This is a genomic window from Streptomyces sp. NPDC034084, assembly GCF_055575535.1.
On the sequence record NZ_JBVISK010000004.1, the window covers coordinates 222808 to 240205 of the forward strand.

Below are 17398 nucleotides of genomic sequence, written 5' to 3' on the forward strand. Positions count from 1 at the left end.
TCGGGGCATGAGCGAGACCCCGGACAGCGCCGTCCACACCGTACGGACGTATGTCGAGCAGCACCGTGCCGCCTTCCTCGGCGACCTGGCCGAGTGGCTGCGCATCCCCTCCGTGTCGGCCCAGCCGGACCGGGCGGGGGACGTACGGCGCAGCGCCGAGTGGCTCGCCGCCAAGCTCACGGAGACCGGCTTCACCACGGTCGAGGTCTGGGAGACCGACGGCGCCCCCGCCGTCTTCGCCGAGTGGCCCTCCGGGGACCCGGACGCCCCGACCGTCCTCGTCTACGGCCACCACGACGTGCAGCCCGCGGCCCGTGAGGACGGCTGGCACACGGACCCGTTCGAGCCGACGGTGGTCGACGGCCGGCTGTACGCGCGCGGGGCCGCCGACGACAAGGGGCAGGTGTTCTTCCACACCCTCGGCGTCCGCGCCCACCTCGCCGCCACCGGCCGCACCGCACCCGCCGTGAACCTCAAGCTGATCGTGGAGGGCGAGGAGGAGTCCGGCTCCCCGCACTTCCGCGACCTGGTGGAGGCGCACGCCGGGCGGCTCGCCGCCGACGCCGTGATCGTCTCCGACACCGGCATGTGGTCCGAGACCACTCCCACGGTCTGCACCGGCATGCGGGGGGTCGCGGACTGCGAGATCGAGCTGTACGGCCCCGACCAGGACATCCACTCGGGCTCCTTCGGCGGCGCCGTGCCGAACCCCGCCACGGTCGCCGGCCGGATCGTCGCCGCCCTCCACGACGAGCAGGAGCGCGTGGCGATCCCCGGCTTCTACGACGGCGTGACGGAACTCACGGACGCCGAGCGGGCCCTCGTCGCCGAGCTGCCCTTCGACGAGGCGGCCTGGCTGCGGACGGCCAAGTCCCACGGCACCCTCGGGGAGGCCGGCTTCACCACCCTGGAGCGGGTCTGGGCCCGGCCCACCGCGGAGGTCAACGGCATCGGCGGCGGCTACCAGGGCCCCGGCGGCAAGACGATCGTCCCCGCCTCCGCGCAGCTCAAGCTGTCGTTCCGGCTCGTCGCGGGCCAGGACCCGGCCAAGATCGAGCTCGCGGTACGGGACTGGCTCGCCGGACTCGTCCCCGCGGGCATCCGGTACGAGATCGTCTTCGGCGCCCCCACCCGCCCCTGCCTCACCCCCCTCGACCACCCCGCGCTCAAGGCCGTCGCCGGGGCCATGAGCAGGGCGTTCGACGGCGCCAAGGTCCGCTACACCCGCGAGGGCGGCTCCGGGCCGGCAGCCGACCTCCAGGACGTCCTGGGGGCGCCCGTGCTGTTCCTCGGCATCTCCGTCCCGTCCGACGGCTGGCACGCCCCCAACGAGAAGATCGAACTCGATCTCCTCATGAAGGGCGTCGAGACGACCGCGCACCTGTGGGGCGAGCTGCCCGCCGCCCTCCCCACCGCCGCGCGCTGAACCCACACACCGATCCGGGGGAGCTGGAAGCACCTGTGAGCACCTTGAAGAACGCGCCGAGCAGCCCGAAGCACGAGCCGGCGGACCGCCCGATCTCGCTCACCGCCCCGAGCGGCATCGACCGCGCCGCCCACCACCGTCTCGACGAGGCGTGGCTGGCGGCGGCCTGGAGCCACCCCACCACCCGGGTCTTCGTGGTCTCCAGCGGCCAGGTGCTGATCGACGACCGCCCCGACGGCACCACCGAGCTCGTGATGACCCCGGCCTTCGAGGCGCCCGTCACCGAGACCCACCGCTACTTCCTGGGCACGGACGCCGAGGGCGTCTCGTACTTCGCGCTCCAGAAGGACTCCCTGCCCGGCCGCATGGACCAGTCCGCGCGCCCGGCGGGGCTGCGCGAGGCGGGGCTGCTCCTCTCCCCTCGGGACGCCGGCCTCATGGTCCACGCCGTCGCCCTGGAGAACTGGCAGCGCCTCCACCGCTTCTGCTCGCGCTGCGGCGAGCGCACGGTCATCGCCGCCGCCGGTCACATCCGCCGCTGCCAGGCCTGCGGCGCCGAGCACTACCCGCGCACCGACCCCGCGGTGATCATGCTGGTCACCGACGACCAGGACCGGGCGCTGCTCGGCCGCCAGGTGCACTGGCCGGAGGGCCGTTTCTCGACCCTCGCCGGCTTCGTGGAGCCGGGCGAGTCCATCGAGGCGTCGGTGGCCCGCGAGGTCTTCGAGGAGGCGGGCGTCACGGTCGGCGAGGTCGAGTACATCGCCAGCCAGCCCTGGCCGTTCCCCTCCAGCCTGATGCTGGGCTTCTTCGCCCGCGCCACGTCCTCCGAGATCACGGTGGACGGCGAGGAGATCCACGAGGCCCGCTGGTTCTCCCGCGACGACCTGGCCGCCGCCTTCGAGTCCGGCGAGGTCCTGCCCCCGTACGGCATCTCGATCGCCTCGCGCCTGATCGAGCGCTGGTACGGCAAGCCGCTCCCGAGGCCCGGCGACGTGATCTGACCCCCCCATCCCACGACGAAGCCCCCGACCGTCCGGCCGGGGGCTCCGTCGTGCTGCGTCCGCCTCAGACGCCGATCTTCTGCTTGACCTGCGCGAGGCTCGGGTTCGTCAGGGTCGAACCGTCCGGGAAGAGCACGGTCGGCACGGTCTGGTTGCCGCCGTTGGCCTTCTCGACGAAGGCCGCCGAGTCGGGGTCCTGCTCGATGTTGATCTCCGTGTACGCGATGCCCTCGCGGTCCATCTGGCTCTTCAGCCGACGGCAGTAGCCGCACCACGTGGTGCTGTACATCGTCACAGTGCCCTGCATGGCCAGGCGCTCCTCTTGTTCGCGGACGGGTGCCGAGAGGGAGAACGTACGACCCCTCCGGGCCATTCCCGGAATTCGTATGACCGGAGTCTCCCGCCTGTGGATGAGGCGCCGCACCGGTCTCGCCGACCTGGCAGCATGGCGGGGTGACAGCAGCAACGCACTCCACTCTCTTCCCGCAGGTCCCGGAGACGGCCGACGCGGTGCTCGACGGGCTCGACCCCGAGCAGCGCGAGGTCGCCCTTGCCCTGAACGGCCCGGTGTGCGTCCTCGCGGGAGCCGGCACGGGCAAGACGCGGGCCATCACCCACCGCATCGCGTACGGGGTACGCGCGGGCATCCTCCAGCCCGCCAGCGTGCTGGCCGTCACCTTCACCAACCGCGCCGCGGGCGAGATGCGCGGTCGGCTCCGGCAGCTCGGCGCGGGTGGCGTCCAGGCCCGGACGTTCCACTCCGCGGCCCTCCGCCAGCTCCAGTTCTTCTGGCCGAAAGCAGTCGGTGGCGACCTGCCCCGGCTCCTGGAGCGGAAGGTCCAGCTGGTGGCCGAGGCCGCGGCCCGCTGCCGGATCCGGCTCGACCGGAACGAGCTCAGGGACGTGACCGGCGAGATCGAGTGGGCCAAGGTCACCCAGACCGTCCCCGCCGACTACCCGGCCGCCGTCGCCAAGTCCGTCAGGGACGCCCCCCGCGACCCGGCCGAGATCGGCCAGATCTATGCCATGTACGAGCAGCTGAAGCGTGACCGCGCGGTGATCGACTTCGAGGACGTGCTGCTGCTCACCGTCGGCATCCTCCAGGACCGGCACGACATCGCCGACCAGATCCGCCGCCAGTACCAGCACTTCGTGGTGGACGAGTACCAGGACGTCTCCCCGCTCCAGCAGCGGCTGCTCGACCTGTGGCTCGGTGACCGCGACAACCTCTGCGTCGTCGGTGACGCCAGCCAGACGATCTACTCCTTCACCGGCGCCACCCCCGACCACCTGCTGAACTTCCGCACCCGGCACCCGGACGCCACGGTCGTCAAGCTGGTCCGCGACTACCGCTCCACCCCGCAGGTCGTCCACCTGGCGAACGGGCTGCTCGGCCAGGCACGGGGCCGGGCCGCCGAGCACCGCCTGGAGCTGATCTCCCAGCGCGACCCGGGCCCCGAGCCGGTCTACACGGAGTACGCCGACGAGCCCGCCGAGGCCGAGGGCACCGCCCGCCGCATCCGTGACCTCATCGCCGCCGGCGTCCCGGCCGGCGAGATCGCCGTCCTCTACCGGATCAACGCCCAGTCCGAGGTCTACGAGCAGGCCCTCGCCGACGCCGGCGTGCCCTACCAGCTCCGCGGGGCCGAGCGCTTCTTCGAGCGCCAGGAGGTACGGGAGGCGTGGGCGGCCCTGCGCGGCGCGGCCCGCTTCGGCGCCAACGACTCGCTGCTCGACGGCGCCGAGGACCTGCCCGCGCAGACCAGGGCGGTCCTGTCCGGACGCGGCTGGACCACCCAGCCGCCCGCCGGCTCCGGTGCCGTCCGCGACCGCTGGGAGTCCCTCGCCGCCCTCGTCCGGCTCGCCGAGGACTTCGCCCGCGTCAAGCCCGGAGCCACCCTCTCCGACCTGGTCGCCGAGCTCGACGAGCGGGCCGCCGCCCAGCACGCCCCGACCGTCCAGGGGGTCACCCTCGCCTCGCTGCACGCGGCCAAGGGCCTCGAATGGGACGCCGTCTTCCTCGTCGGCCTCACCGAGGGCATGATGCCGATCACCTACGCCAAGACCGACGAGCAGGTCGAGGAGGAGCGGCGCCTGCTGTACGTGGGGGTCACTCGGGCCCGGGTCCACCTCACGCTCTCCTGGGCGCTCTCCCGCTCCCCGGGAGGCCGACCGAACCGGCGCCCCAGCCGCTTCCTCAAGGGGCTGCGGCCCGGCTCCGGCTCCCTCGGCGCCATCGGCTCCGGCGGCGGTGCAGGCTCCGTCGAGCGGGGGAGCGGGCCGCGCCGGCGGGGGCCGCGCGGGCCCGTCCTGTGCCGGGTCTGCGGTGCGACTCTCACCGAGGCCGGCGCGATGAAGCTGATGCGCTGCGAGGACTGCCCCTCGGACATGGACGAGGGCCTGTACGAGCGGCTGCGGGACTGGCGGTCGGAACAGGCCAGGGAGCTCGGCCAGCCGGCGTATTGCGTGTTCACCGACAAGACGCTCATGGCGATCGCCGAACGCGTCCCCGCCACCGACGCGGAGCTGTCCTCGATCGCCGGCGTCGGCGCCCGCAAGCTCGACCGCTTCGGAGCCGAGGTCCTGGCCATCTGCGCAGGTGGGGAGGGTGGGGCGGGCGAGGACGAGGACTGAGGAAAACTCGTCGGAAAAATAGTTTGCGCCTGCCCCGTCAAGCCCCATAGGTTCTTAACCACGGAAACAGCGGCTTCTTCGAAGCCCTGTCTTCGTGCTGTACTTGTCCAAATAAGCATGAGGGTCCGGCTCGCACCCGAGCCCTCCGAGACGCCGAGAGGAGGCGAATCCAGTGATCAGCTACACCATCCAGACCAGCACCGTCAGCTTCGTCAGCACCGCCAAAATGACCGATCGCTCGGTCGTCTCCGCCTGCTCGCTCGGCCTCTCCGTCTCGCCGTTCATTGGCACCGGTCTGCCCGTCGCCGGCCTGCCCGTCACCGGTCTTTCCGGTCTCGGTGTGGCCGCCGTGGCTCCGCGCAATGAGCGACCGACCAAGGCACTGGAAGCAGGAGCGGCAGGCAAGGCCAAGGCCTATGGCTTCGCGGCGACCGGTGCCGGAACCCAGCAGCAGACGACGACGCACCACCACATGATGTGGGCCTTCCGTGGGCTCGAACCCTGGAGTGATCCAGTCTGATCCATGATCGGACCGGCGCCTTCAGGGCCGCGGAACCCCACCCGGGATCCGCGGCCCTTCTGTTTGTCCCCGAACGGGGACGACGGCGCGAAGGGGCCTCGGGAAAGACACCACCCGGTACCAGCCGAAACCCCGGCCAACAGGCCGGAACGACCAGACGAGGAAAGACCACCGTGCAACTCGAAGCGCACGCCCCGTCCGTACCGCATACCGACTCGATCCCCCTGCCCGGCCTCACGGAGGACCCCGCTTTGACCCCCCTCACCGCGCTCACCGCGCTCGACGACGCCATCGAGAACCTCGGCGTCCCCGTCCCCTGTCGCGCCTACGACCCCGAGGTCTTCTTCGCGGAGTCCCCGGCCGACGTCGAGTACGCGAAGTCCCTCTGCCGGACCTGCCCGCTCATGGCGGCCTGTCTGGCCGGTGCCAAGGAGCGCCGCGAGCCCTGGGGTGTCTGGGGTGGCGAGCTCTTCGTCCAGGGCGTGGTCGTCGCCCGCAAGCGGCCCCGTGGCCGCCCGCGCAAGAACCCGGTCGCGGCATGAGCGCCACCGGAACCATCGACCGCCCCCTCACGCACGATCCCCAGAAGCAGGCCCCGATGACCTCTTCCACCAGCGAGCCCGCCGGCTCCGCGACCCCAGTCTTCTCCCCCGCCGCCGCGCCCACCGCGCGACAGAACAGGACCCGTGAAATGCAACTCGCCCCAGAAGCCCTGGCCCGTGCCCATATGCACGAGCGACAGCGTGAGGCCGACGCGGAACGCCAGGCCGTGCGCCTGGTCGCCGCCCGGCGTATGCAGCGGCGCGCCGAGCGTGTCTCGCTGCGCGCCCGCCGCGCGCTCGCCATGGCCGTCATGAACTGACGCATCTCCGTGATGCCACCGCGGGGGCCGGTCCGAACGGACCGGCCCCCGCGGTGCGTTGTCCGCGCCGTGTTGTCCCCGCCGGGCTATCGTCACGAGGGTGAACGACGCCCGTACCCCCGAGGCACCCTTCGCCTGCGCGCGCTGCGGCAAGACCACCGAGACCCTTCCGCTGACCTGGACCTGCTCGGTGGAGAACGGCCGGCGGCAGTACTTCTGCGAGGACTGCGCCCGAGCCAACATCCGCTCCATCGAAGGCCGCCTCGACTCCTCCTGGTGGTGAGTCCCGCGCTCCCGAGCGGCTCGGCCCTGATCCGCCGGACACGCCCTACGCGGAGGCAGGGTCCTCGAAGCCCGGGAGCCATTCGGCGAGCTCGTCCCGGAGTCGTACCGTCGCGTTCAGCTGGCAGAGCACGCCGATGGTGCTCAGCGTCACCCGGTGTATCAGCAGGTACGAGGGTGGCAGGTTCAGCTGCTTGCCCAACTGGTGGGCGGGGGAGCGGGGATCGGCGATCCGGGCCGCCTGGGAGCGCATCCAGCCCCGGGTGAAGACGAAGGACTCCGCCTCGGCCGGCTCGATGATCGGCAGCAGATAGTCCAGGACCGCGTCCGGGTCGAGTGCGACGGACTCCCTGACGAAGCCCTCCGCGCACAGCAGCTCGTAGACCGTCTCGGCCTCGCCGGCGACGGTCATCCGCAGACAGGTGCCGATGGTCTCCGGCAGCCCGCCCGGCAGCCGGTCCACGGTGCCGAAGTCGAGGACGCCGAGTCGCCAGCCCTCCGGTCCCTCCTCCTCGCCCGAGCCCGGCAGCAGCCGGAAGTTCCCCGGGTGCGGGTCCGCGTGCAGCAGTCCCGTGCGCGCGGGGCCGGAGAAGAGGAAGCGGGCCAGCAACTGGCCTGCCCGGTCGCGCTGCTCCTGGGTGCCGTCCGCGATCACCTCCGCGAGCGGGATCCCGTCCATCCACTCGGTCACGAGGATCTGCTCCGACTGGTGCACCACCGCGGGCACCACCACGCCGGGATCGTCCGCGAACTCCTCCGCGTGGATCCGCTGGGCCTCCGCCTCCAGGGCGTAGTCCAGCTCCTCGGCGACCCGGTCCCGCATCTCTGCGATCAGCGGCTTGAGGTCCATGCCCGGGATGAGGGGACCGAGCAGCCGGGCGAAGCGGCTCAGCTGCGTCAGGTCCGACAGCAGTGCCTCCCCCGCGCCCGGGTACTGCACCTTCACCGCGACCTCGCGCCCGTCGTGCCAGACGGCCCGGTGCACCTGCCCGATCGAGGCCGCCGCCGCCGGCTTGTCCTCGAACTCCAGGAACAGTTCCCGCCACTCGGCGCCGAGCCGCTCCTCCAGGACCGCGTGCACCGCGCGCGTCGGCATCGGCGGGGCCGCGTCCTGAAGCTTCGTCAGCGCCGCCCGGTACGGCCCGGCGACCTCCTCGGGAAGGGCCGACTCGAAGACGGACAGCGCCTGTCCGAACTTCATGGCCCCGCCCTTGAGCTCGCCGAGCACCTTGAACAGCTGCTCGGCCGTGCGCTGCTGGAGCTCGTGGGCGACCAGCTCCGCCGATCTGCCGCCGATCCGCTTGCCCAGACCCCAGGTGGCCCGCCCCGCGAAGCCCAGTGGCAACGCGGCCAACTTGACGGTCCGGGTGACCGCCTTCCGGGGAAGATCAGACATACGCCCCTCCAAAACCCAGACTGCCGTGCCGCGCAGGACCGTTACCCCGCCATTGTGTCGTGTGCGTCCGCGGCCGCCGAGGCGCGCTCCCCTTCTCCTCCGCGCGCAGCCCCGCAGGGGCAGGCCGGGTGGGGTCTGAGCCGCTCCGCCCGCCACTCCAGGAGCGGCAGTGACGCCTCCCACCGGGTACCCGTGCTCGCCGGGAGGTCCCCGTCCAGGAAGGCCAGCGCGTGCGCGGCGGCGAGGCCGGCGACCGCCGTGGCGAGAGCGAGGTCGCAGGCGGGCAGCGGATGCGGGGCGCCGGAGCGCCACTGGGCGAGCAGCCGGGGCGTCACCGGGTCCCGGTCCGTCCGCTCCTCCTGGAGGCACCGCGCGCAGGCCGTGCCGCCGGGCAGCACGAGCGGCCCGACCGTTCCGGTCGCCTCCAGGACGCCCGCGTACAGGTGGGGGGTGCCGGTGGAGATCCACGGCTCGGCGGGGAGCGGATCGGGGACGTACGCGCCGAGACCGTCCCGTGGTGTCACCACGACGAGTGACAGCCCGGCCCCGCCGGCGGCTTCACCCGACCCGCTCCGGCCGCTCCCGCCGCTCCGGCCGAAGTCGCGGGTCCAGCGGCCCACCAGGCGCCGGGCAGCCGTCGCGCGGCGCTCGCCGACCGCCTCGGCCGGCAGGCCGCCCGGGGCCGTCTCCCAGGGTTCGACCCGGCCGGAGTCGAGGACCTCGACCGAGCCGACACCGGCCGCCGCGAGCAGGGCGGCCACCGTCGCGCCGACCCGCCCCGCGCCGCGGACCTGGACGCGCAGGGCACGCCGGGCCGAGAGCGTCCGGGCCGCGCGCTCCGGCTCGGGGTGGACCACGGAGAGGGAGGCCAGGTCCGCGCGGAGCGGATCGAGCGCCACGTCCACCGCTCCGGCGGCCGGACCCGCCTTCCCGGGCCGTCCGGTCGCCGCGTCCGTGAGGAGGCCGGCCGCCTCCAGCCGCCCCAGGAGCGCCTCCAGACGTCCGTCCGGGAGGCCGAGCGCCCGCGCCTCGGCCCGTAGCATCGCGGTCCCGCGGGTGCCGTCGAGCAGCCCGAGCACCGCCCCCGTCGCCTGGTCGACCGGGCCGAGCACCACCGCGTGCGCGGGGGCGACGCCGAACTGGACGCACCGCAGACTCCGCCACGCCCTGCGCAGCGCCGGTTTCACCATCGGATGCATTTCCCCGCCCCCGTCCGTCCTCACCCATGACCGCATTCATGATCGACAACGTCATTCCGTCGTCCCGGGACGAGAATGCCCAGCCGGCGCGATGCTCGCCGAAAGTTGTCCACAGGCCGGGGGATTAGTCATTCGAATAGTGCGCGGTGGGGTCGGATCGTTCCCGAAACCGCTCCGGAGGTGGGACTTCTCCAGCGGGCAGCGGGTAACGTCGGGGCCGTGCCCGCCGACCCACAGCGCAGCGTGACCAGCGAACCGCCCCACGGGGCGGGGACGAGTGCGGTCGAGGTCCGCAGAAGCGCCCGGCGGAGGAGAACCGTCTCCGCCTACCGCGAGGGCGACCGGACCATCGTGCTCATTCCGGCCCGCATGTCGGAGGCGGAGGAGCGCCGGTGGGTCGGCGTCATGCTCGACAAGCTCGCCGCCCAGGAGAGCCGCAGCGTCCTCGGCGACCGCGAGCTCACCGAGCGGGCGCTGCGCCTCTCGGAGCAGTACTTCGACGGCCGGGCCCGCCCCGGCTCCGTCCGCTGGGTGACCAACCAGAACACCCGCTGGGGCTCCTGCACCCCCTCCGAGGGCAGCATCCGCCTCTCCCACCGGCTCCAGGGCATGCCCGAGTACGTCGTCGACTACGTCCTCCTGCACGAGCTGGCCCACCTCCTCGTCCCCGGGCACGGCCCGCGGTTCTGGCGTCTCCTGGAGGCGTATCCCCGTACGGAGCGGGCGCGGGGGTACCTGGAGGGCGTGGTCGCCGCCGGGCGTCTGCCGCACCTCACGGACACCCGCGAGGAGTGACGGAGCCGCCTCGCGGCCTGCGCGTGTTTCCCGATTCGGTACCGAAAACGACCTGGCCTGTCTCAATGTCGTACGCAGCGGCTAGCCTGGCGCGAGCATTCGCCATTCGGGATGGGGGACGGTCGTTACGCATGGCCAGGGAATTCCAACGCGGCCACAAGGCCAAGATCAGTGATCTGACCGCGGGGACCGATCTGTACGTCGGTGTGCACATCGCGGCGCCCGGACTGACCTTCGACATCAGCTGCTTCGGGCTCGACGCGGACGAGCGGCTCTCGGACGACCGCTACTTCGTCTTCTTCAACCAGCCGAAGTCGCCCGAGGAGTCCATCCAGCTGCTCGGCGCGCAGTCCGGTGACACCGAGTCCTTCCGGGTCACGCTCGACCGCATCCCCGCGAACATCCACAAGCTGTCGTTCACCGCGACGATCGACGGCGCGGGCCAGATGTCCCAGGTCGGCCCCGGTCACCTGCGGATCGTGGCGGGCGGTGAGGAGGTCGCGCGCTACTCGTTCACGGGCGCCGAGTTCTCCACCGAGCGCGCGGTGATGCTCGGCGACTTCTACCTCAAGGACGTGTGGCGGTTCGCCGCCGTCGGCCAGGGCTTCGACGGAGGCCTGGAGGCGCTCCTGCGGAACTTCGGCGGCGAGGTCGCCGAGGAGGAGCCCGCCGCGCCGCAGCAGCAGGCCGCGGCCCCGGGCTTCGCTCCGCCGCCGCAGGCGACGGCGCCCCCGGCCTTCGGCGCGCCCGCCGGGCCGGCCCCGGCCCCCGCGCCCGCGTTCGGCGCGCCGCCGGCGCCCCAGGCGCCCGTCCCGCCCGCGCCGCCGGTGCACACCGCGCCCACGATGGTCGCGCCCATGGCTCCGGCCCCCGTGCCGCCGCCCGCGCCGGCCCCCGCCCCGTACGGGCAGCAGCCGCCGCAGCCCCAGTACGGGCAGGTGCCGGGACAGCCGTTGGGCCAGTACCCCGGGCAGGTCCCGGGCCAGGCCCCCGGCCCGTACCCCGGTCAGGCTCCCGGCCCGTACCCCGCTCAGGGCCAGCCGCCGCAGGCCCCGTACGGGCAGCCCGCGCCCGGTCCGTACGGGCAGCAGCCGGCGTACGGTCAGCAGCCCGGCGTCCCGCAGGGCGTGCCGGCGACCGGAGCGGGGCTCGCCGCCGCGCTCGCGCCGTACAAGGAGACCGCCACCGGCGCCCGCTGGACCCCGCAGAACCAGCAGCTCATGCGGGTCGACCTCGCCATGGGCGGCGTTCCCGTCCTCGCCCGCCAGGGCTCCATGGTCATGTACCAGGGCAAGGTCGACTTCTCCTACAAGGGAGCCGGATTCGCGGGCCGCATCGTCGGCAACGCCACCGGCCAGGAGATGCAGCTCATGCGCTGCACCGGCCGCGGCCAGGTCTTCCTCGCGGAGGAAGGCGCTCATCTCCACCCGATCGAGCTCCAGGGCGACGGCATCTGCGTCTCCGCCGAGAACGTCCTCGCGTTCGACGAGTCCCTGCAGTACGAGGTCCGCCGCATCGAGGGCCACGGCATCCCCGGCGGCGCCCTCTTCACCATGCAGTTCCAGGGCACCGGCACGGTCGTGGTCAAGACCCATGGCATCCCCGTCGTCCTGCCCGTCACGCCGACGACCTTCGCCGACTGCAACGCCGTCGTCGCCTGGTCGTCCGCGTCCCAGGTCGTCCTCTCCAGCCAGGTGCGGCTCCGCCGCAACGCCTACCCGGGCCACAGCGGAGAGACCGTGAACCTCCAGTTCCGGGGAGCCCCCGGCAACTTCATCGTCGTCCAGCCCTACGAGGTCTGAGGGAGCCCGTCATGAACCAGCAACTCGCGGGCTACGCCCCGACCCCCGTCGCGGCCCGGATGGAGAACCACGGCCGCACCATGCTCAAGGTCGCCATGGCATCCGGCCAGGACCTGTACGCCCGGACCGGCTCGATGGTCGCCTACGAGGGCTTCATCACCTACGAGCCCAACCCGCCCGCCGTCCGCCAGGTCGCCCAGCAGTGGGCCACCGGCGAGGGCGCGCCCCTCATGAAGTGCTCCGGCGACGGACTGCTCTACCTCGCCGACTACGGCGCCGACGTCGTCGTCATCAACCTCCAGAACGACTCGCTCTCGGTCAACGGCACCAATGTGCTCGCCTTCGACGCCCACCTCCAGTGGGGTGTCGAGCGGGTCAAGGGGCTCGCCAAGTTCGCCGGCCAGGGACTGTTCAACGTGGAGATCGCCGGCACCGGCTGGGTCGCGCTCACCTCGCGCGGCACGCCGATCGTCGTCGACTGCGGCCGCGGCGAGGACGAGACGTACGTCGACCCCGACGCGCTCGTCGCCTGGTCGCCCGCGCTGAAGGTCAAGGGCAAGCGCAGCTTCAAGGCGTCCTCCCTCCTCGGGCGGGGCAGCGGCGAGGCATACCAGATGGCCTTCTCGGGCCAGGGCATCGTCGTCGTACAGCCGAGCGAGGACAGCACCGACCGCCTGCGGATCCGGGGCTGAGGGGGAGCGAGAACACACCATGCAGAGCCCGCTTTTCAACCACGCCGAACAGCAGAGCCAGGAGCGGTACGTCATCCAGAACCCGCAGCTCCTGCGGGTCAGCCTCACCGGGCAGGACGACGTCCTCGCCCGCAAGGGCGCCATGGTCGCGTACCAGGGACTCGTCGACTTCGACGGCGAGTACAAGACCCCGACCCAGCGGCGGGCCCAGGCCCGCACCGGCGAGGGCCTCGACCTGATGCGCTGCTCCGGCCAGGGCACGGTCTACTTCGCCAACCTCGCCCAGCACGTCCACATCGTGGAGGTCGAGCAGGACGGCCTGACCGTCGACAGCGCCTACGTCCTGGCGCTCGACTCGACCCTCCACACCGAGGTCATCGCCGTCGACAGCCAGTACGGCATCTCCGGCTCCGGCAAGTACCAGCTCAACATCTCCGGCCGCGGCAAGGTCGCCCTGATGACCTCCGGGCAGCCGCTGATGATGCAGGTCACGGCCGAGAAGTACGTGAGCGTCGACGCGGACGCGATCGTCGCCTGGTCCACCGGGCTGCGCGTCCAGATGCAGGCGCAGACGACCAACTCCAGCGTCCGCCGCCGCCGTGGCGACACGGGCGAGGGCTGGGAGCTCAGCTTCCTCGGCCAGGGCTTCGCGCTCGTCCAGCCGAGCGAGGTCATGCCCCCGCAGAACGCCGCCATCGGACAGGGCATCGCCGCCCAGTTCGGCGCCGGCCAGCGCGGCTCCCACGCCCAGAACCAGAACAACGCCTGGAACTGAGCACCCACGGCTGAGGGGCGGTCTCCACCGGAGACCGCCCCTCAGCCATGCTCAGGCCAGCCGCGCCAGGGTGCCCTTCAGCAGCTCCACCACCGACGTGTCGGCGACCCCCGCCACCTCGTCGTACGCGAACCAGCGCAGGTCCAGCGACTCGTCACTGATCGCCTCCACCGCGTCCGCCGGGGCGAGCGCCGCGTACTGCACGTCCAGATGCCAGTGGCACGGCGCCGGGATCGGATGCCGGTCGAGCCGCACCGGGCCGCCCGGCAGCAGCGTCAGCCCCGCGATGCCGGACTCCTCCGTCCCCTCGCGCAGCGCCGCCGCCTCCAGAGTCGGATCCCCCGGATCGCAGTGGCCGCCCATCTGGAGCCACATGCCCAGCTTCTTGTGCAGGGTGAGCAGGACCCGGCCCCGTGCCGGGTCGATCACCAGCGCGCTGGACGTCAGATGCCCGGCCCCGCAGGGCTTGTACATGCCGTCCGGGTGCTCCGCGAGATGGTCCAGATAGACATCCCGCAGCTCCGGCTGGTCCTCGTACCCCTTCAGGACGAGGACCGCGTCGTCGTACAGGCTCACTTCTCGGCGTCCCCGTCCTCCGGCGTCTCACCCTTGGCGGCCTCGCCGAGCATCTTGTCGAGCTCGGAGAAGTCCAGGTGCTCGCGGTGCACGAAGCCGTCGGGGTCGTCCAGGTCGGTCGCCGTCGGCAGCATGTCCGGGTGCTCCCACAGCCCGTCCCGGCCGTCCACCCCGCGCGCGTCGGTGAGCGAGGCCCACAGCCGCGCCGCGTCCCGCAGCCGCCGCGGACGCAGCTCGAGACCGATCAGCGTCGCGAAGGTCTGCTCGGCGGGACCGCCCGAGGCCCGGCGCCGGCGCAGCGTCTCGCGCAGCGCGTCCGCCGAGCTCAGCCGGGACTTGGCGGCCTCGTGGACCACCGCGTCCACCCAGCCCTCCACGAGCGCGAGCGCCGTCTCCAGACGGGCCAGGGCCGCCTTCTGCTCCGGAGTGTCCTCCGGCTGGAACATGCCCTGCTGGAGCGCCTCCTGAAGCTGCTCCGGATGCGTCGGGTCGAGCTGCCCGACGGCCTCCTCCAGCTTCGAGGTGTCGACCTTGATCCCGCGCGCGTACCCCTCGACCGCGCCGAAAAGGTGCGCCCGCAGCCACGGCACGTGCGCGAAGAGACGCTGGTGCGCCGCCTCCCGCAGGGCCAGGTAGAGCCGCACCTCGTCCGAGGCCACGCCCAGGTCCTTGCCGAAGGCCTCGATGTTCAGCGGAAGGAGCGCGGCACGACCGGCCGGGCCCAGCGGCAGGCCGACGTCCGTCGAGCCGACGACCTCACCGGCCAGCGCGCCCACGGCCTGCCCGATCTGCTGGCCGAACATGGCGCCGCCCATGGAGCGCATCATGCCGATCAGCGGGCCGGCCATGGCCTGCATCTCCTCCGGCAGGACGTCGCCCATCGCCGAGCCGACCCGCTCGGCGACCGGGTCCACGAGCTGCTGCCACGCCGGCAGCGTCGCCTCGACCCACTCCGCACGGCTCCACGCGACGGCCGTGCCCGCACCGGAGGGCAGCGAGGTGACCTGGTCCAGCCACAGGTCGGCCAGGCGCAGGGCCTCCTCGACCGCGGACTTCTCGGCCGGGCCCACGCTCGCGTCCTTGGTGCCGTCGGCGGTGCCCTGGGCCACCACCTGGCGCGCGATCTGCTTGGCCATGTCCCAGTTCACGGGACCGCCCTCGTAGCTCAGCATCTGGCCGAGCTGCTGGAAGGCCGCGCCCAGATCGTTGGGGTTCAGGGAGCCGAACATCGCCGCGAACGGGTTGTCCGCGCCACCGGGACCGCCCATCCCGGGCAGCCCGCCGAAGCCGAACGGGTTCGCACCGAACGGGTTGCCACCGGACCCCTGGCCACCTCCGGCGGGGTCCTTCTTCTTGCCCTCGTCGCCGTTCTCCGGCTCCTCCGGCGGAAGGCCGAATCCGAATGGGGTGTCACTCACAGGTTTCCTCGGCTCGTAGGGCCGCCGGCCTCCTGCCGACGGCGACTGCCCGACCAGGGCCTGTCCAGACAGGCCCCGCACACCACCAGCGTAGGTGGTGCCCCGCCGATCGGGCCGGGCTCGCGGAGTCCGGCACGCACGGCTCGCGTGATCCGGCCCGATCGGCGCGGCGCCACCCGACATCCGGGCCGGAAATGGGCTCGGTGCTCCGCCGGGCCGTGCCCTGCGGCAGGATGGACGCCACCTGGTCCGTACGCGTCATGCGCGTCCGTACTGAAGACAACCGCTGGAGACGCCCGGTGAGTTCCCCAGATCCACAGGTTCGCGGAGCGCGAAACCACTCAACCCGGTCCGCCGTGCGCGGCCCCGTCGTCGCGGTCACCGGCGCCGCCTCCGGCGTCGGTGACCTGCTCACCAGGCGCCTCGCCGCCTCCGACGAGGTCAAGCGGGTCGTCGCCATCGACGAGCGCCGGGGCGAGGTCGCCGAGGCGCAGTGGCACATCCTCGACGTGCGCGATCCGGCCATCGCCGAGAAGCTGCGCGGCGCGGACGTCGTCGTGCACCTCGCCGTCGACCTCGACCTGGAGACCGACCCCGCCGCCCGGACGGCCTACAACGTGCGCGGCACGCAGACCGTGCTGACCGCCGCCGCCGCGGCCGGGGTCCACCGGGTGGTGCTCTGCACCTCCGCGATGGTCTACGGCGCCCTGCCCGACAACGACATCCCGCTCTCCGAGGACGCCGAGCTCAGGGCCACGGCCGAGGCCACCGGCGTCGGCGACATGCTGGAGATCGAGCGCCTCGGCCGCCGCGCCCCCCGCGCCCACCCCGGCCTCCACGTCACCGTCGTCCGCCCCGCCGTCCTCGTGGGCGGTACGGACACGGCGCTGACCCGCTACTTCGAGTCGCCCCGGCTGCTCGTCGTCGCCGGCTCCCGGCCCACCTGGCAGTTCTGTCACGTCGAGGACCTGGTGAGCGCCCTGGAGTACGCGGCCCTGGAGAAGGTCGACGGCGAGTTCGCGGTCGGCTGCGAGGGCTGGCTCGAACAGGAGGAGGTCGAGGAGCTCTCCGGGATCCGGCGGATGGAGCTGCCCTCCGCGGTCGCCCTGGGCACGGCGGCCCGCCTCCACCGGATCGGGCTCACCCCGTCCCCGGCGGGCGACCTCGCCTACACCATGCACCCCTGGGTGGTGAGCGTCGGACGGCTGCACGACGCCGGCTGGCGCCCGAAGTGGACGAACGAGGAGGTCCTCGCCGCGCTCCTGGAAGAGGTCGAGGGCCGCCACACGGTCGCCGGCCGCCGCCTGGGCCGCAAGGACGCGACGGCGGCCGGCGCGGCCGGCGCGACGGTGGCGCTGCTCGGCACGGCGGCGCTCGTACGGCAGATGCGGAAGCGGCGCGGCCTGTAGGAACCGCGGCTTGTAGGACCCTCCTACGGAGGGTCTCGTCCACAGGTCGAAAGCTCTCTTACCGGATGTCGGAGCCGTGCGGCACCATGGGCGCATGGCACACACGCACGACCACCCCGGCGAGCAGGCGGCCGCCGACCCGATCAAGCTCCTCGCGATCCGTGACACCCCGCTCTCGGTCGACGAGGTCTTCCGGGCCGTCGGAGACGACGCCTCCGGCGGCACCACCCTCTTCGTCGGCACCGTGCGCAACCACGACGGGGGCGCGGACGTCGACGCGCTGGGCTACTCCTGTCACCCGACCGCCGAGTCGGAGCTGCGCCGCGTCGCCGAGAAGGTCGTCGCGAACTACCCGGTCCGCGCCCTGGCCGCCGTCCACCGCGTGGGCGACCTGCGCGTGGGAGACCTCGCGGTCGTCGTCGCCGTCTCCTGCCCGCACCGGGGGGAGGCCTTCGAGGCCTGCCGGAAGCTCATCGACGACCTCAAGCACGAGGTCCCCATCTGGAAGCACCAGACCTTCTCGGACGGCACCGAGGAGTGGGTGGGCGCCTGCTGAACCTTCGCCCCTGGCGTCGGTCCCCCGTCGGAGGGGCTTGCTGAGGGTGGCA

At 72.7% G+C, this 17398-nt stretch carries 18 protein-coding genes; 13 read left to right on the forward strand and 5 right to left on the reverse strand.

All coding sequences use genetic code 11. The features are described 5' to 3' along the window. The first annotated feature begins 7 nt into the window (after positions 1 to 7). Positions 8 to 1426, forward strand: a complete 1419-nt coding sequence (locus ACZ51I_RS16135) for a dipeptidase (RefSeq protein WP_468876052.1) — start codon at positions 8 to 10, stop codon at positions 1424 to 1426. A 35-nt stretch (positions 1427 to 1461) separates the two neighbouring features. After that, positions 1462 to 2430, forward strand: coding sequence for an NAD(+) diphosphatase (nudC, locus tag ACZ51I_RS16140; RefSeq protein WP_468876054.1), 969 nt, complete (start codon positions 1462 to 1464; stop codon positions 2428 to 2430). Positions 2431 to 2494: 64 nt separating this feature from the next. Here nudC and ACZ51I_RS16145 read toward each other — a convergent pair whose 3' ends face one another. Further along, positions 2495 to 2737, reverse strand: a complete 243-nt coding sequence (locus tag ACZ51I_RS16145; protein WP_030688646.1) for a mycoredoxin — start codon at positions 2735 to 2737, stop codon at positions 2495 to 2497. A gap of 146 nt (positions 2738 to 2883) precedes the next feature. On the opposite strand from ACZ51I_RS16145, the gene ACZ51I_RS16150 reads away from it, so the two are divergent. The 5 genes from ACZ51I_RS16150 (at position 2884) to ACZ51I_RS16170 (ending at position 6729) form a co-directional block, all read left to right on the forward strand. Further along, positions 2884 to 5064 (forward strand): ATP-dependent DNA helicase UvrD2, encoded by a 2181-nt coding sequence (locus ACZ51I_RS16150; protein WP_468876057.1) that lies wholly within the window; start codon positions 2884 to 2886, stop codon positions 5062 to 5064. Between the two features lie 172 nt (positions 5065 to 5236). Continuing rightward, entirely contained in the window at positions 5237 to 5584 is a 348-nt protein-coding gene (locus ACZ51I_RS16155; protein ID WP_468876059.1) for a hypothetical protein, read from the forward strand. A 173-nt stretch (positions 5585 to 5757) separates the two neighbouring features. Next, on the forward strand, positions 5758 to 6126 hold the full coding sequence (locus ACZ51I_RS16160) for a WhiB family transcriptional regulator (protein ID WP_468876061.1): 369 nt from the start codon (positions 5758 to 5760) through the stop codon (positions 6124 to 6126). Then, a complete protein-coding gene (locus ACZ51I_RS16165; protein WP_468876063.1) occupies positions 6123 to 6446 on the forward strand; it encodes a hypothetical protein in 324 nt (107 codons plus the stop codon). Before ACZ51I_RS16160 ends, ACZ51I_RS16165 begins: the two co-directional genes overlap by 4 nt. Before the next feature lie 100 nt (positions 6447 to 6546). Next, a complete protein-coding gene (locus tag ACZ51I_RS16170) occupies positions 6547 to 6729 on the forward strand; it encodes a hypothetical protein (protein ID WP_468876065.1) in 183 nt (60 codons plus the stop codon). A gap of 45 nt (positions 6730 to 6774) precedes the next feature. On the opposite strand, the gene ACZ51I_RS16175 is transcribed toward ACZ51I_RS16170, so the two are convergent. Both ACZ51I_RS16175 and ACZ51I_RS16180 read right to left on the reverse strand, forming a co-directional pair. Beyond that, a complete protein-coding gene (locus ACZ51I_RS16175) occupies positions 6775 to 8124 on the reverse strand; it encodes an ABC1 kinase family protein (RefSeq protein WP_468876067.1) in 1350 nt (449 codons plus the stop codon). A 41-nt stretch (positions 8125 to 8165) separates the two neighbouring features. Then, complete coding sequence (locus tag ACZ51I_RS16180) at positions 8166 to 9323, reverse strand: TOMM precursor leader peptide-binding protein (RefSeq protein WP_468876069.1); 1158 nt, start codon at positions 9321 to 9323, stop codon at positions 8166 to 8168. 219 nt (positions 9324 to 9542) lie between these two features. Here ACZ51I_RS16180 and ACZ51I_RS16185 point away from each other — a divergent pair, with 219 nt between their 5' ends. The 4 genes from ACZ51I_RS16185 (at position 9543) to ACZ51I_RS16200 (ending at position 13387) form a co-directional block, all read left to right on the forward strand. Next, a complete protein-coding gene (locus ACZ51I_RS16185) occupies positions 9543 to 10118 on the forward strand; it encodes a M48 metallopeptidase family protein (protein WP_468876071.1) in 576 nt (191 codons plus the stop codon). Between the two features lie 131 nt (positions 10119 to 10249). Further along, complete coding sequence (locus ACZ51I_RS16190) at positions 10250 to 11920, forward strand: TerD family protein (protein WP_468876073.1); 1671 nt, start codon at positions 10250 to 10252, stop codon at positions 11918 to 11920. A gap of 11 nt (positions 11921 to 11931) precedes the next feature. Beyond that, on the forward strand, positions 11932 to 12612 hold the full coding sequence (locus ACZ51I_RS16195) for an AIM24 family protein (protein WP_468876075.1): 681 nt from the start codon (positions 11932 to 11934) through the stop codon (positions 12610 to 12612). Positions 12613 to 12631: 19 nt separating this feature from the next. Then, the gene (locus ACZ51I_RS16200; RefSeq protein ID WP_468876076.1) at positions 12632 to 13387 is read left to right on the forward strand and encodes an AIM24 family protein; all 756 of its coding nucleotides are present in this window, start codon (positions 12632 to 12634) and stop codon (positions 13385 to 13387) included. Between the two features lie 51 nt (positions 13388 to 13438). On the opposite strand, the gene ACZ51I_RS16205 is transcribed toward ACZ51I_RS16200, so the two are convergent. Beyond that, positions 13439 to 13963, reverse strand: coding sequence for an NUDIX hydrolase (locus tag ACZ51I_RS16205; RefSeq protein WP_468876077.1), 525 nt, complete (start codon positions 13961 to 13963; stop codon positions 13439 to 13441). After that, positions 13960 to 15381, reverse strand: a complete 1422-nt coding sequence (locus tag ACZ51I_RS16210) for a zinc-dependent metalloprotease (RefSeq protein ID WP_468876078.1) — start codon at positions 15379 to 15381, stop codon at positions 13960 to 13962. Before ACZ51I_RS16210 ends, ACZ51I_RS16205 begins: the two co-directional genes overlap by 4 nt. A 299-nt stretch (positions 15382 to 15680) precedes the next feature. On the opposite strand from ACZ51I_RS16210, the gene ACZ51I_RS16215 reads away from it, so the two are divergent. Then, on the forward strand, positions 15681 to 16790 hold the full coding sequence (locus ACZ51I_RS16215; RefSeq protein WP_468876079.1) for an SDR family oxidoreductase: 1110 nt from the start codon (positions 15681 to 15683) through the stop codon (positions 16788 to 16790). A gap of 94 nt (positions 16791 to 16884) precedes the next feature. Further along, complete coding sequence (locus ACZ51I_RS16220) at positions 16885 to 17346, forward strand: molybdenum cofactor biosynthesis protein MoaE (protein ID WP_468876081.1); 462 nt, start codon at positions 16885 to 16887, stop codon at positions 17344 to 17346. The last annotated feature ends 52 nt before the right edge of the window (positions 17347 to 17398 follow it).